This is a genomic window from Xenorhabdus siamensis (assembly GCF_037996745.1).
In the GTDB taxonomy this organism is placed as follows: domain Bacteria; phylum Pseudomonadota; class Gammaproteobacteria; order Enterobacterales; family Enterobacteriaceae; genus Xenorhabdus; species Xenorhabdus indica.
In genome coordinates this window covers 64,520-78,920 of record NZ_JBBMXE010000003.1, presented here as the reverse complement: position 1 = coordinate 78,920, position 14,401 = coordinate 64,520, and the positions used below count along the sequence as shown (strand labels likewise).

At 42.3% G+C, this 14,401-nt stretch carries 13 protein-coding genes; 4 read left to right on the top strand and 9 right to left on the bottom strand.

What is annotated here, in order from left to right; genetic code table 11:
• Window positions 1–35: 35 nt before the first annotated feature.
• The 9 genes from AAC852_RS02865 to AAC852_RS02825 all read right to left on the bottom strand — a co-directional run bounded on the left by AAC852_RS02865 (window position 36) and on the right by AAC852_RS02825 (window position 9,855).
• Window positions 36–1,406 carry an MFS transporter gene (locus AAC852_RS02865; RefSeq protein ID WP_340619719.1) on the bottom strand — a complete coding sequence of 457 codons (1,371 nt, stop codon included), beginning with the start codon at window positions 1,404–1,406 and terminating at the stop codon, window positions 36–38.
• A gap of 208 nt (window positions 1,407–1,614) precedes the next feature.
• Window positions 1,615–2,499: a heme o synthase gene (gene cyoE / locus AAC852_RS02860; protein ID WP_340619718.1), complete on the bottom strand. Its 885-nt coding sequence runs from the start codon at window positions 2,497–2,499 to the stop codon at window positions 1,615–1,617.
• A gap of 12 nt (window positions 2,500–2,511) precedes the next feature.
• On the bottom strand, window positions 2,512–2,844 hold the full coding sequence (locus AAC852_RS02855; RefSeq protein ID WP_038262173.1) for a cytochrome o ubiquinol oxidase subunit IV: 333 nt from the start codon (window positions 2,842–2,844) through the stop codon (window positions 2,512–2,514).
• Entirely contained in the window at window positions 2,844–3,455 is a 612-nt protein-coding gene (locus AAC852_RS02850) for a cytochrome o ubiquinol oxidase subunit III (protein WP_047680537.1), read from the bottom strand. Before AAC852_RS02850 ends, AAC852_RS02855 begins: the two co-directional genes overlap by 1 nt.
• A complete protein-coding gene (locus tag AAC852_RS02845; protein ID WP_340619717.1) occupies window positions 3,455–5,347 on the bottom strand; it encodes a cytochrome ubiquinol oxidase subunit I in 1,893 nt (630 codons plus the stop codon). The genes AAC852_RS02850 and AAC852_RS02845 overlap by 1 nt, the downstream gene beginning before the upstream one ends.
• 4 nt (window positions 5,348–5,351) lie before the next feature.
• Entirely contained in the window at window positions 5,352–6,317 is a 966-nt protein-coding gene (gene cyoA / locus AAC852_RS02840; RefSeq protein WP_340619716.1) for a cytochrome o ubiquinol oxidase subunit II, read from the bottom strand.
• Between the two features lie 349 nt (window positions 6,318–6,666).
• Window positions 6,667–7,434: a nucleoside-specific channel-forming Tsx family protein gene (locus AAC852_RS02835; protein ID WP_340619715.1), complete on the bottom strand. Its 768-nt coding sequence runs from the start codon at window positions 7,432–7,434 to the stop codon at window positions 6,667–6,669.
• 223 nt (window positions 7,435–7,657) lie between these two features.
• Entirely contained in the window at window positions 7,658–9,184 is a 1,527-nt protein-coding gene (ampG, locus tag AAC852_RS02830) for a muropeptide MFS transporter AmpG (protein ID WP_340619714.1), read from the bottom strand.
• An 83-nt stretch (window positions 9,185–9,267) separates the two neighbouring features.
• A complete protein-coding gene (locus AAC852_RS02825; RefSeq protein WP_340619781.1) occupies window positions 9,268–9,855 on the bottom strand; it encodes a lipoprotein in 588 nt (195 codons plus the stop codon).
• 244 nt (window positions 9,856–10,099) lie between these two features.
• On the opposite strand from AAC852_RS02825, the gene bolA reads away from it, so the two are divergent.
• The 4 genes from bolA to clpX all read left to right on the top strand — a co-directional run bounded on the left by bolA (window position 10,100) and on the right by clpX (window position 14,374).
• Entirely contained in the window at window positions 10,100–10,414 is a 315-nt protein-coding gene (gene bolA / locus AAC852_RS02820) for a transcriptional regulator BolA (RefSeq protein ID WP_340619713.1), read from the top strand.
• A gap of 357 nt (window positions 10,415–10,771) precedes the next feature.
• A complete protein-coding gene (gene tig / locus AAC852_RS02815) occupies window positions 10,772–12,076 on the top strand; it encodes a trigger factor (RefSeq protein ID WP_340619712.1) in 1,305 nt (434 codons plus the stop codon).
• 258 nt (window positions 12,077–12,334) lie between these two features.
• Window positions 12,335–12,958 carry an ATP-dependent Clp endopeptidase proteolytic subunit ClpP gene (clpP, locus tag AAC852_RS02810; protein ID WP_340619711.1) on the top strand — a complete coding sequence of 208 codons (624 nt, stop codon included), beginning with the start codon at window positions 12,335–12,337 and terminating at the stop codon, window positions 12,956–12,958.
• Window positions 12,959–13,102: 144 nt separating this feature from the next.
• Window positions 13,103–14,374, top strand: a complete 1,272-nt coding sequence (gene clpX, locus AAC852_RS02805) for an ATP-dependent protease ATP-binding subunit ClpX (RefSeq protein WP_047680520.1) — start codon at window positions 13,103–13,105, stop codon at window positions 14,372–14,374.
• Window positions 14,375–14,401: the final 27 nt, after the last annotated feature.

The window sequence follows — 14,401 nt, the reverse complement described above, 5'->3', positions numbered from 1 at the left end:
AAATTCATTATCCTATGACCCTATTATCTCAGAACCTATTGGGTATGAGAAAACACAAGCTGTTCTAGTTGCTCACGATTAGTTTGTTCAGTATCGACTTTGACATAGGCACTCAATTCGTCCGGTACAATAATGACATCTTTCACACCCGCTTGAGACAATATTTTCTTTTCCAGAATTTCAGGAGCATTTAATTGAGCTGGCAAGATGAGCCTGATGCTGCTGACATAAGGTGGTTGACGTAATGTGAGGCTGAGAATAAACCAGAGTATGGTGAGAATAATACTGCCCATAAATACTAATGATGCGCCTTGCAGTTCATATAGCATTCCACCGATACTGCCTCCCAGAGCGATACCCAGGAACTGACTGGTAGAGTAAACGCCCATTGCTGTACCTTTGTAGCCTGCTGGGGCTTCTTTGCTGATCAATGAAGGTAAAATCGCTTCCATGATATTAAAAGCAAGAAAGAAAATCTGAATACCGGCAAATATTCCCCAAAGATGTGACCCTAAAGACCACAAAACAAATTCAGCAATAAACAACGTGCTGATACAAAGCAAGAAAACTTGCTTCATGCGGCGTTTTTTTTCCGCATAAATAATGAATGGTAAGACGGCAATAAAAGAAATAAGTGTAGTAATTAAATAAACTTTCCAGTGTTGTTGAGGAGGAAAACCCGCTTTTTCCATGATCAGAGGCAGAACAACAAAGCTGGACATCAATAAGGTATGTAGGCTGAGAATACCAAAATTGAGTTTGAGTAATTGAGGATCAGAAAGTACACGCCGGAAACTGCCTCGAACAATGCCAGATTCACGATTTAATAAATGATTATGTGTTGATGGGACAGCGAATAGTGTTATTAAGATACCGCAACTGGCAAGAATTGTGATCGTACCAAATAAACCATTTAATCCGATGTGATGGGTGATAACAGGGCCGACAACAATAGCAAAAGCAAATGTGATGCCAAAGCTGATACCAATAAATGCCATTGCTTTTGTACGATTTTGTTCACGGGTAAGATCTGATAATAATGCCATGATTGCAGCAGAGATTGCCCCTGCACCTTGTAAAGCTCTTCCGGCGATAATTCCCCAAATAGAGTCGCTAAAGGTGGCAATGATACTACCTAATACAAAAATGAGTAGTCCACCTATTATCAAAGGCTTTCGGCCAATTTTATCTGAAAGTAACCCGAATGGAATTTGAAATATTGCCTGTGTTAGGCCGTAGATACCGATTGCAATTCCTATCAGGGCCTCGGTGGCATCCCGTAATGCTAAACCGTAGGTCGTCAGGACGGGTAAGACCATGAACATGCCTAACATGCGTAGAGAAAAAACGGAACCTAAGCCCCATGTTGCTCGGAGTTCAAGGGGAGTCATTTGATTATCGTTCATGGATACCTGATACCTCAAAAAATTCGATATGGCATTTAGCTTAGAAAGGAATAAATTGATACAAAATGCTCATTTCATACAGATTACTAACGAATTGGTTACTAAATCTTATTTATCAAGAGTGACCTAAACGAAGTAAATTATTCATGTTTGTAAGAGATAAAGAAAGGAAAAATGGCAAGGGTTTATTGCCCCTGCCATTTTGATATTATCGGACGTAAGTCAGCATTATTTCTGGAGATGCTGAAGAGTCTACAGACATCATGACGCTCAATGACATGATAGCGACAATAGAAAATACAAATAACTTACGAGCCCAGATATGGTCATTAGTGGTTTTATAACCGGATAACGCCATACCTAGCCACCAAATACTTACCGCAGCAGCGACAATCAGGTATTTGTAACCTGCATAGCCACTGATTGCCAACATCAGCGTGGCAACCATAAATGCCAGAATATAGAGGGTAATATGGTTTTTGGCCACAGAGATACCCTTAATTACAGGCAGTACTGGAATATTGGCAGCCTGATAATCTTTGAACCGAAAAATAGCAATGGCGTAAGAGTGAGGCATCTGCCATAAACTGAAAATCAACAACAGAATAAGTGCCCCTGTATCAAATTGCCCGGTTACTGCACAATAACCAATAACAGGGGGCGCAGCGCCTGACAAGCTCCCAACCAGCGTGCCATAAATAGACTTTCTTTTCATATAGAGGCTATAGACCCCTACATAAACGACAAACCCGATGAGAGCTAACTGCATTGCTAAGGCATTGGCGGCTACATAGAGCAGCACAATGCCAGCAATACCTAACACTGAGGCGTAAATCAGGCTGATTTTCGGATCGATAAGCCCTTTCACAAGGACCCTTTCTTTTGTTCTTTCCATGATCCTGTCGATATCGCGGTCGATATAGTTGTTGAATACACAACCTGATGCTACCACCAGCGATACCCCGACCATTGTTGCAAAGAACAAGGGGTAATCTATTACGCCCTTGGAAGCGAGTAGAAAACCACCAATCGCAGAAATTAGATTTCCGAAAATAATTCCTGGTTTGGTCACTTGCAGGTATTGCTTAATCATTCAAATCAACCCTTAATCAACCATCATATTGATATTCAGGTTGTACATAATCCACAGAGAGCCAACAACAACAATAGCGATGACCAATATTGTGAATATTAAGGCAACGAGATTCCAACGCTCTTCAGACGATGTATTCATGTGCAAGAAACAGATGAAATGAACAAAGATCTGAATAACAGCCATAACAACTACTGTTGTCAGGATTGTACTGTGCGAGGCAGTACCATCCATCACCATCCAGAATGGGATCACGGTCAAGATAACTGACAGAACAAAACCAATCATATAGGTTTTGAAACTACCGTGGCTGGCGCCGGAATGAGAAGTATTTGGATGACTCATTACATAGCTCCCATCAGATAAACGACAGTAAATACACAGATCCATACCACGTCAAGGAAGTGCCAGAACAGGCTTAGGCAGTTCAGACGCATACGGTTCACGTCAGTCAAACCGCGGCGTGAAACCTGAATCATCAGAATGACGATCCAAATCAGACCAAAGGTTACGTGCAGACCGTGAGTCGCAACCAGCGCGAAGAAAGCCGACAGGAATGCACTGCGGTCAGGGCCATAACCTTCCATGATCAGTTTATGGAATTCATAAACTTCCATTGAGACGAAGCCCAGGCCGAACAAGAACGTAACGAATAGCCACAGATTAACTTGGCCGACTTTGCCTTTGTTCATGCTCAGCATGGCGAAACCATAAGTGATACTACTGAACAACAGCAGGAAGGTTTCTACCAAAACAAATGGCAGTTCAAAAATCTGTTTACCTGTTGGGCCCCCCGCAGTGCCATTAACTAAGACTGCATAGGTAGCAAACAGACTTGCAAACAGAATCAAGTCACTCATCAGGTAGATCCAGAAACCAAAGATTTTGTTGGCTCCTGTGTCGTGGTGCCCATGAGCGTCATGGGCGGCTGTATTGTTAAGGGTTTGAGTCGACATTATTTTACACCTGCCTTTCTCAGTTCTTCGTAACGCTGATTTTCAATTTTCTCGACTTCAGCCACCGGAACGTAGTAATCAACGTCTTCGTCAAAGCTTTTCACGATGCAACTGATGATAATGCCTGCGAAACTTGCAATAGCCATCCACCAGATATGCCATATCAACGCAAAGCCTAAGACCAGACAGAATGCACTAATGATCACGCCAGCACCTGTGTTTTTAGGCATATGAATTTCTTCATATTTAGCAGAGCGCTTATATCCAGTGCCTTTTTCTTTCATGTCCCACCATGCATCACGAGTCTGGATGTGTGGAACTTCTGCGAAGTTATAGAACGGAGGTGGAGATGAAGTTGACCATTCCAGGGTACGAGCACCCCATGGGTCACCAGTCAGATCGCGGTTTTGTTCACGGTCACGGATACTCACGTAGAACTGGATAACCTGGCACAGAATACCAATTGCGATTAGGACAACACCGCCTGCTGCAACAACCAGCAGAGGATGGAATTCTGGGTTGATATCCTGGCTCAGTCGACGAGTCATTCCCATAAAGCCCAGAGCATACAGAGGCATAAAGGCAACGAAGAAACCAGTGATCCAGAACCAGAAGGCGCGGACACCCCATTTTTCATTCAGTGTGAAACCAAATGCTTTCGGGAACCAGTAAGTTGTACCAGCGAAGCAGCCGAATACAACACCACCAATGATAACGTTATGGAAGTGGGCAATCAGGAACAAACTATTATGCAGTACGAAGTTCGCACCAGGTACAGCCAGCAGAACACCTGTCATACCACCAATGGAGAAAGTGACCAAAAAGCCGACAGTCCACAGCATAGGTGTTTTGAATTCGATACGGCCACGGTACATGGTGAACAGCCAGTTGAAGATCTTAACCCCGGTTGGGATAGAGATAATCATTGTGGCGATACCAAAGAAGGCGTTAACGTTCGCGCCAGAGCCCATGGTAAAGAAGTGGTGCAGCCATACAATGAAGATACCAAAGACAGGCAGAACCAGAATGTAAACTTCAGGATGGCCCCAAGCCCAGATCAGGTTGATGTACATCATCATGTTGCCACCCATATCGTTGGTGAAGAAATGGGTGCCCAGATAACGATCTAGGGTTAACAGTGCAATAGTGACTGTCAGAATAGGGAACGCAGCAATGATAAGTACGTTGGTACACAGTGAAGCCCAGGTAAAAACTGGCAATTTCATCATGGACATGCCTGGTGCACGCATGCGCAGGATGGTCACGAAGAAGTTTACACCAGTCAGTAATGTACCTACACCGGAGAGCTGAAGGCTCCATATCCAGTAATCAACGCCAACGCCTGGATTATATTCCAGTCCGGACAGAGGCGGGTAAGCCAGCCAACCAGTTTGAGCGAATTCACCTACACCCAGAGAGAGGTTGATCAGAGCGACACCTACAACAAATAACCAGAAACTCAGAGAGTTCAGGAATGGGAATGCAACGTCACGTGCCCCGATTTGCAGAGGAACCACAATGTTCATCAGACCAACAACGAAAGGCATAGCCATGAAGAAGATCATGATAACGCCGTGAGCGGTAAAGATCTGATCATAATGGTGCGGGGGCAGGAAACCTGCTTCACCAGCGGAAGCGAGGGCTTGCTGTCCACGCATCATGATGGCATCAGCAAAACCGCGCAACATCATGACCATAGCAACAACAATGTACATGACCCCGATTTTTTTGTGGTCGACGCTTGTTAGCCATTCAGTCCAGAGCCATTTCCATTTACGGAAATAGGTTAGGGCACCAACAACTGCCAGTCCCCCAAGTAGTATCCCAATCAATGTCACCACAATAATGGGTTCATGTAATGGGATCGCATCAAGTGTTAATTTTCCCCACATGTCTTTATTCCTCAACACCTGCATGAGCCGGCTGACTCATATTCATATTATGACCCGCAGATTTACCATGTTCTGTTTTTTCGTGACCGGATACACCAAACATACCGCTATGGCCCATATCACCCATAAATTTGGCGATCGTTTCTTGGAACAGATTTGGTTTCACGCTTGAGAAGTATTCAACTGGGTTGTTTTGGCTAGGTTTAGCTAACGTATTGAATGCTTGCACGGTATCTAGGGTTTTAGATGATGCTTTAACTTTCTGCACCCACTCTTCAAAACCTGCACGATCCTCAGTGGCTGTTGCAGTGAATTTCATGCCGGAGAAGCCATGTCCACTATAACTGGCCGAGAATCCATCGTATTTACCTGCTGAGTTAGCAATTAAATGCAGTTTTGTCTGCATACCTGCCATTGCATAAATCTGACCACCTAACTGAGGGATGAAGAAAGAGTTCATCACAGAGTCTGAGGTGATTTTGAAGTTAATTGGCACATCTTTAGGGAATACAATTTCATTTACAGTTGCAATACCCTGTTCTGGGTAGATGAATAGCCATTTCCAGTCGAGGGAAATAACTTCAATCGTTACCGGTTTCACATCACTGTCTAGTGGCTTATATGGATCGAGTTGATGAGTCGTTTTCCATGTAATCGTTGCCAAGGTGATGATAATCAGGATAGGCACAGTCCAGACGACAAGCTCAATTTTATTTGAGTGTGCCCAGTTTGGACGATAGGTGGCAGATTTATTGGCTTCCCGGTAACGTAAAGCAAAAACGATTGCCATTACGATAGCCGGGATAACAACGATCAGCATTAGGCCAAACGCTGTCAATATCAGCGTTTTTTGTTCAACGCCGATCGCCCCTTTGGGATTCATCAATACCATATCACAACCACTTAGCATTAAAGTGGCTGCGAGTAATGACGATAACCCAATAGTTTTTTTGTATTTCATAAGTCTCATTGAGCGACCCCAGATAACAAAAGCTTTATTGTCGTTTCATCAGTGCGGGCATTCTACGGTAAGGTTACCGGAGTGTAAACAATTGTAATAGAAGCAAGATGGCTTGTAGGCTTTTTATGCTAGAGGGATCACATGTAGTATGAGATTTAACAAAAAGTTAACTTCGGGTCGTTATTGTATCTAAGAAATCAAAATAGGCAATATTTTTAAAGTAACTCTCTATTTTTCAAAACGATTTTTTTGATGAAAATCACAGGATAGTGTTTTTGAATTGACTTCTTGTTGTAATGAAATGATCATTTTTGATATCGATGAGCAGTTCGATACTGCTCATCAGTTAAACTAATTATTAGAAGTTATATTTTACACTGTAAACAATACCATCCTGAAGGAAATCTTCGCCTAGTTTATTATTGGCGTAGCGATATTGGATACCGGTGGTAAAAGAAGAGTGTGGAGTCCACCATAATCCCAGTGCCCCGTTAACGCCATCACGGCCACCGTTGCCGTAACGTTTATTACGATTCAGTTCGATTTCATTCCAGTTTGTGACACTGAATTTTTGCTCCCAAAGGTTGAAATCGTATCCTGCAACCCAGCCTACGACATAACCATTATTTCCTGAGTAGAAAGTTTGGTCAACATAGTGCAGGGCAACAAAAGGTTTGAACCACAGACCTGCAAAGGTCGTGTTATAGCCCAATCCATAGAGTGTATTCACTTCATGGAAGTTGCCACCGTTAGCTTTTCCTGGTTGTGAGTAGGTTCCATAAACGTGTCCATAAAGGTTGAAACCTGTTTCTCCCAGATAAAAACGTCCTGTTGTTTTGAAAGCGTAACGTCGGTTATCACCAGGTTGTGCAGTTTTGCTGTTAAATGGGTTTTCTAAATCAAAGAAGCCATATAGCTCTCCCCAACTGAAACCTGCTCCACCTTCCAGTTCCAGATAAGCAAAGTCGTCTTTGTGAGAAGTTTGTCCTGTTTTGTGTGTAGTATGTTTGCTCCAGTCAAGGTAGTTCATGCTGACATTGGCAAACCCCCACTGATATTCCGCGCTGGCTGAAGCAGAAACCAAGGCAGTAGCAACTGCGGTGAGTGTCAAAATATGTCTTTTCATAAATTCCCTTTATGTGGTTTTTTAGATATACAAAAAATATTTTGGATAGTTCGAAACAAAATGAATGCGAACGTGATATTTATTAGTATAAATATTTCCCCGCAAAAAAAGATGTTTCTTGGGTCACATAATTTCATTTTTTATTTTTATTGTGATAATTATCACTAAATGGAAACAACACAAAACTGAACTTTATCAGTCTTGTGTTGTAATGGGTAAAATTTTAAGCAAGCTTACTTTTCTTCAATGCTACATAATCCAGGGTACCTCCCAGTAGCAATCCTATGACGCCAATGACAACACTCCATGACAGCATGGGGTATATAAAATCACCTATTTCATTAAAAAGTTGGATATATTCCGGGGAAATAAAAAGTATCAAAGTGACGAAATGAGTTATTATAAACAATAGGCTGCTTATAATTAACCAGGCAATAAAAATCAGCGCGGCCAATGTCATGGTCATAAAGGCCAGACGATAATAGCTACTAAATAGTGTCCGCGGAATAAAACTATCGGTTTTTTGAGTATAGGCCAGTGTATTACGACAAACCAACAAGAGAGCAAGACCCGGTAATCCAATCACAACGGAAAACAGATAAAATATTGACCAACCATGAGCCTCGGCAAACCAGCCTGCCACTGGGCCGACGTAAACTCGTCCCACAGCGGATAATGCAGAAAGAAGAGCAAATTGGGTTGCTGAAAATGATTTATTACAAAGTGTCATGAGTAAGGCAACAAATGCTGCCGTGCCCATACCGCCGCAGATATTCTCCAGAAAAATAGCGCCACCCATGACATAAATATCTTTGGGAGTGACGGCAAGTATCCAGTAACCGAAATTTGAAACGGTTTGAAGAAGCCCGAAAATCATCAATGCACGGAACAGGCTCCACTTCTGCATCAAATAACCACCATACAAAGCTCCTATAATGGTGGCAGCCAGGCCAAGGGTTTTATTAATCATACCGACTTCAGCGGGATTAAAACCTACTCCGCGAATGAGAAAAGGGGTACTGAGTGAGAGGGCAAAAGCATCAGCCAGCTTATACATCACTATTAAGAGCAGAATGAGCCAGGCATTGTTTCGACTAAAAAAGTCAATTAAAGGCTCAAATACAGCTTGATGTAATGTTTTTGGTGGCGCTGCGTCAATCTGAGGTTCTTTAGCAATAAGAGTGGCATAAACGCCAATCAGCATCAGACCTGCCATGAGCCAGTACATGCTATTCCAGCCAATGTAAGTGGCTATCCATAGAGCCAGACCGCCGGAGACCAGCATTGCCAGCCGATATCCCAGTACAGAAATTGCCGCTCCGGTTCCCCGTTCTTCCTGTTGAAGTAAATCGGTTTTATAGGCGTCAAAAATAATATCTTGAGAAGCTGAGAAAAAGGCGACAGCAACAGCTAATGCAGCTAACCACCATAAATGTTGCGATGGGTCGAGAAATCCCATTGCCCCAATACTGGCAATGAGTAAAAGTTGGGTAATGAGCATCCATCCGCGCCGACGTCCTAAAAACGAGGGGGAATAGCGATCCATAGTAGGTGCCCAGAGAAATTTAAAAACATAGGATTGACCGACTAAAGTAAAAAAGCCGATCGTTTTGATATCAATGTCTTCGACAGTCATCCATGCCTGTAATGTTCCTGCGGTGAGGGCAAGGGGGAGACCAGAAGCAAAACCCAACAAAAGAAGAATACGGTAGTTGCGTATTGTAGATAAACTCAGTGTGTGATTCGTCATAAACCCTTCCAATACTTTCTGCCCATAATCTATCAAAGGAAAGTTAAATAGAATCAGGCAGAAAGTCTATATCTTGTTACCTGTTATCGAACATTCTGTTTAATGAAGGTGCTGATTGACGAATCTTGAGCCATGTCTGTAATCACATCAGATAATACCGTATTAACGGCATCAGCTATTTTGGCGTTAGTTGCGTTTAATGGACCCTGAGCATTATAGCTGGTGCGGTAGTTTTTGATTTGCTTACTACCATCTTGAGCATAAACAATAATTGAGATTTCCGCTTTCGCTGAAATATCGTGGCGCAGGCTTCCTTCTTTTACTGTCGCATAAAGCTGATTCACTATGACTTGTAAATTGGCATTTGCCGGAGAACCAATCATATAACCACGAGCAACCATTTGTTTTTCCAGTGCTTCTTGCAGTAAGAAGCGTAAATCACGCGAAGGCAGCAGCGTAACTAATTTTGCATCACGGTTAATTTGGGCCAAGGCTTGAGATTGCCGATGGTCGACCCCACTAATACTGATTGTGATCGCTTTCATTGTAGGATCTGCCGATGGCAAGGTAATTTTAGGTTGAATAGCCAATGTATTGCTGGTGTCTGCACAGCCAGATACGTTGACTAGAAAGAGAAGTGCGATAAATGGAGTCAATATTTTCTTTAGCATGTAAGTGTTCTCATTCAGAAGACGGATACCCAATATAGTAATACAGGTAGTATGGATCGTTGCAATCATAGCATTGCCATAGGTAACGGCATATCACTAATGCTTACTAATTGAAAGATATAGAGAAATGCTTAAAGTAAATTCTATAAAAGATATTTGGATGCCCTGATGTTATAAATCACGGGAAATAAACTAGAATCAATATATGGTTAATTAATAACCTTTGGTGACTAAGGAGAATGAGATGGTTCGTCAGGAAATAGAAACAAAGTTACAGGCGGCATTTAAGCCTTCTCATCTGGAAGTGATCGATGAAAGTTATCGTCATAATGTACCAGCAGGTTCTGAAAGCCATTTTAAAATCATTGTAATCAGCAATGCGTTTGTTGAGCAGAGAATGCTCAATCGCCATCGCTCAGTATATAGTGTTTTGGCTAAGGAGATGGAAGAAGGAGTACATGCTTTAGCGCTTCATACTTATACAGAAAAAGAGTGGGCTGAATTAGAAGATACCATTTTAGCCTCACCTGCATGTCGGGGAGGAAGTACAACAACATAATCCTTAATTTTTTATTAATCTGGTTTTCAAGTTAGACTACAGCCTTCGGGCTGTATTTTTGTTTATATTCATACCGAATGGTCAATATCATGATGTAGCCATTGGGCAATGCATATCACATTAAGTCAACGAATAGTGCGTGCTTTTGTCTGCAATTCTCGACTCATACTGTCTGCATCGCTATAATGCTGCGTCTAAATTTTTACAATAGTTTCGTTCGGGGCGCTTCTGATCACAGGGATTCTCGGTTTTTAAATGCGACCGCCCCGGTTCTTGAAGAGTGATGTAATTTGCCTGTTTTAGATGTTGCACCATTCTGAAGTTGACCGAGCACTATGATTTTTTTGAGGTAACAAGATGCAAGTTTCTGTTGAAACAACTCAAGGCCTTGGGCGTCGTGTATCAATCACCGTTCCTGCTGCCGACATTGAAAAAGCAGTTAACAGTGAATTGGTTAATGTAGCGAAGAAAGTTCGTATTGACGGTTTCCGTAAAGGTAAAGTACCTATGAATATCGTCAAACAGCGTTATGGCGCTTCCGTTTTGCAGGATGTTCTCGGTGATCTGATGCAGCGCAACTTTGTCAATGCAATCATTGAGAATAAAATTAATCCAGCTGGCGCACCAAGCTACAAACCAGAACAGTTTAAAAATGGTGAAGACTTCATTTATGCGGTTGAATTTGAAGTTTATCCAGAAATCGAACTGAAAGGTCTGGAAGACATTGAAGTTGAAAAACCAGTTGTTGAAGTAAAAGATGCAGACGTTGACACCATGCTGGAAACTTTGCGCAAACAGCAGGCTGACTGGAAAGAAACTGAAGCAGCAGCGGTTGCAGAAGATCGTGTAACTGTTGATTTCAACGGCTCTGTTGATAGCGAAGAGTTCGAAGGCGGTAAAGCAACTGATTTCGTTCTGGCAATGGGACAGGGCAGAATGATCCCAGGTTTTGAAGAGGGTATCGTTGGCCACAAAGCGGGCGAAGAATTTACAATCGATGTTACTTTCCCAGAAGACTACCATGCAGAAAATTTGAAAGGTAAAGCAGCGAAGTTTGTTATTAACCTGAAGAAAGTTGAACAGCGTGAACTGCCAGAACTGACTGAAGAATTTATCAAGCGTTTTGGTATTGCTGATGGTACTGTTGACGGCCTGCGTGCAGAAGTTCGCAAAAATATGGAACGCGAACTGAAAAATGCAGTACGTAACCGCATTAAAACTCAAGTTTTGGATGGTCTGGTTAAGGCTAACGAAATTGAAGTTCCGGCAGCGGTTGTTGATGGTGAAATCGATGTACTGCGTCGTCAAGCAGCTCAGCGTTTCGGTGGTTCTGAAAAACAAGCTTTGGAACTGCCTCGTGAATTGTTTGAAGAGCAGGCAAAACGCCGTGTTGTTGTTGGCTTACTGTTAGGCGAAGTTATCAGCAGTAATGAGCTGAAAGTTGATGATGAGCGTGTTAATGCACTGATCGAAGAAATGGCTTCTGCTTATGAAGATCCGAAAGAAGTCGTTGAATACTACAGCAAAAATCAAGAAATGATGAACAATATCCGCAACATTGCTCTGGAAGAGCAAGCTGTTGAATTGGTTCTGAGCAAAGCAAAAGTTTCTGAAAAAGAAACTGGCTTCAACGATCTGATGAATCAGAACCAACTGGCATAAGTTTCATTTATTTATTACCTGAGATGATGAATTTCTTTCTCAGTAATGTAAACCCGCAAGCTTGGCCTGCGGGTTTTTTATTGTTCTTGAAAAAAACAGATTTAACCTCATATCCTTTCTTACTATTATGTAAAGGCTTACTACTTTTTATAGAGGGAGAGTCCTCTGTTAGTTAACTTTGGATCATGGTCATCATCGCTTATCTCACGTAGAATCGGTTATGAATGGCACCAGCGTGAGTTCTATTAGGAGACGGAAATGTCATACAGTGGCAAGCAAGATCAATATGCACCTAACATGTCTTTGGTGCCGATGGTGGTTGAACAAACAGCACGTGGAGAACGTGCGTTCGATATTTATTCCCGCTTATTAAAAGATCGAATTATTTTTCTGACTGGCCCAGTTGAAGATCATATGGCGAACTTAATTGTCGCTCAATTGTTATTCCTGGAAGCAGAAAACCCAGAAAAAGATATTCACTTATATATCAACTCGCCGGGTGGGGTTATCACTGCAGGTATGTCTATTTATGACACGATGCAATTTATTAAACCAGATGTGAGTACTATTTGTATGGGGCAAGCCTGTTCAATGGGGGCCTTCCTGCTAACAGCTGGCGCAGAAGGAAAGCGTTTTTGTTTGCCAAATTCCAGAGTTATGATCCACCAACCACTGGGCGGATTCCAGGGACAGGCGACAGATATTGAAATCCATGCGCAGGAAATACTCAAAGTTAAAGCTCGTATGAATGAATTGATGGCAAAACATACGGGACAGCCACTTGAGAAGATCGTCGAAGACACAGAACGTGACCGTTTCTTGTCAGCCGCGGAAGCCGTAGAATACGGATTGGTTGATAGTGTATTTACCCATCGAAACTAATTTATTGATAATTAATTTATTACTCCAACACTATAATTTTAAGGTGACTTTTTGTGCTAACACCTGATTCGGCGGAGTAATGGCAGCGTTTTTTCTGTTATGCCAGAGAGACTGGGATAACAGCTCATAAAGTGAGGTTGACTGATGACAGATAAGCGCAAAGACGGTTCAGGAAAGCTGCTGTATTGCTCTTTCTGCGGGAAAAGCCAACATGAAGTTCGGAAATTAATAGCTGGCCCGTCAGTGTATATCTGCGATGAATGTGTCGATTTATGTAATGATATCATTCGCGAAGAAATTAAAGAGCTAGTACCACATCGTGAGCGTAGTACATTACCTACTCCTCATGAAATTCGTCAACATCTGGATGATTATGTCATCGGTCAGGAAATGGCGAAAAAAGTGCTGGCAGTGGCTGTTTATAACCATTACAAGCGACTGCGTAATGGGGACACTAATAGCGGTGTGGAGTTAGGTAAAAGTAATATTCTGCTAATTGGGCCAACAGGCAGTGGTAAAACTTTGTTAGCAGAAACCCTTGCCCGCTATTTAGATGTGCCTTTTACTATGGCCGATGCAACGACTTTGACTGAAGCGGGCTATGTTGGGGAAGACGTAGAAAATATTATCCAAAAACTTTTACAAAAATGTGACTACGATGTACAGAAAGCACAACGTGGTATCGTTTATATTGATGAAATAGATAAAATTTCTCGTAAATCTGATAACCCTTCAATAACTCGTGACGTATCTGGCGAAGGTGTTCAACAAGCACTTTTGAAACTGATCGAAGGTACAGTGGCAGCTGTTCCTCCTCAAGGTGGTCGTAAACATCCACAGCAGGAGTTCCTTCAGGTTGATACTTCCAAGATTCTGTTTATCTGTGGTGGAGCGTTTGCCGGTTTAGGCAACGTTGTCAGCCAGCGTTTGAATGTCAGCTCTGGAATTGGTTTTAGTGCTACAGTTAAAGGTGAATCAGAGAAGGCGACAGAAGGTGAATTGCTTGCTCAGGTTGAACCGGAAGATTTAATTAAATTTGGACTTATTCCTGAATTCATTGGTCGTCTGCCTGTTGTGGCAACGTTGGGTGAACTCAATGAAGAAGCGTTGCTCCAAATCTTGCAAGAACCAAAAAACGCTTTAACAAAACAGTATCAGGCTTTGTTCAATCTGGAAGGTGTTGAGCTAGAGTTCAGAAAAGAAGCGCTGACAGCGATTGCGAAAAAAGCAATGGCGCGTAAAACAGGTGCACGTGGACTTCGTTCAATTGTGGAAGGTGTTTTGCTGGATACAATGTATGATCTTCCATCAATGGAACATGTAGAAAAAGTTGTTGTTGATGAGACAGTTGTTGAAGATAAATCCGCACCATTATTGATATATAGCAAGCCGGATGCTCAAGTTTCTGGTGAGTGACGAAAATGAGGTAGGAAGTACCAGCTA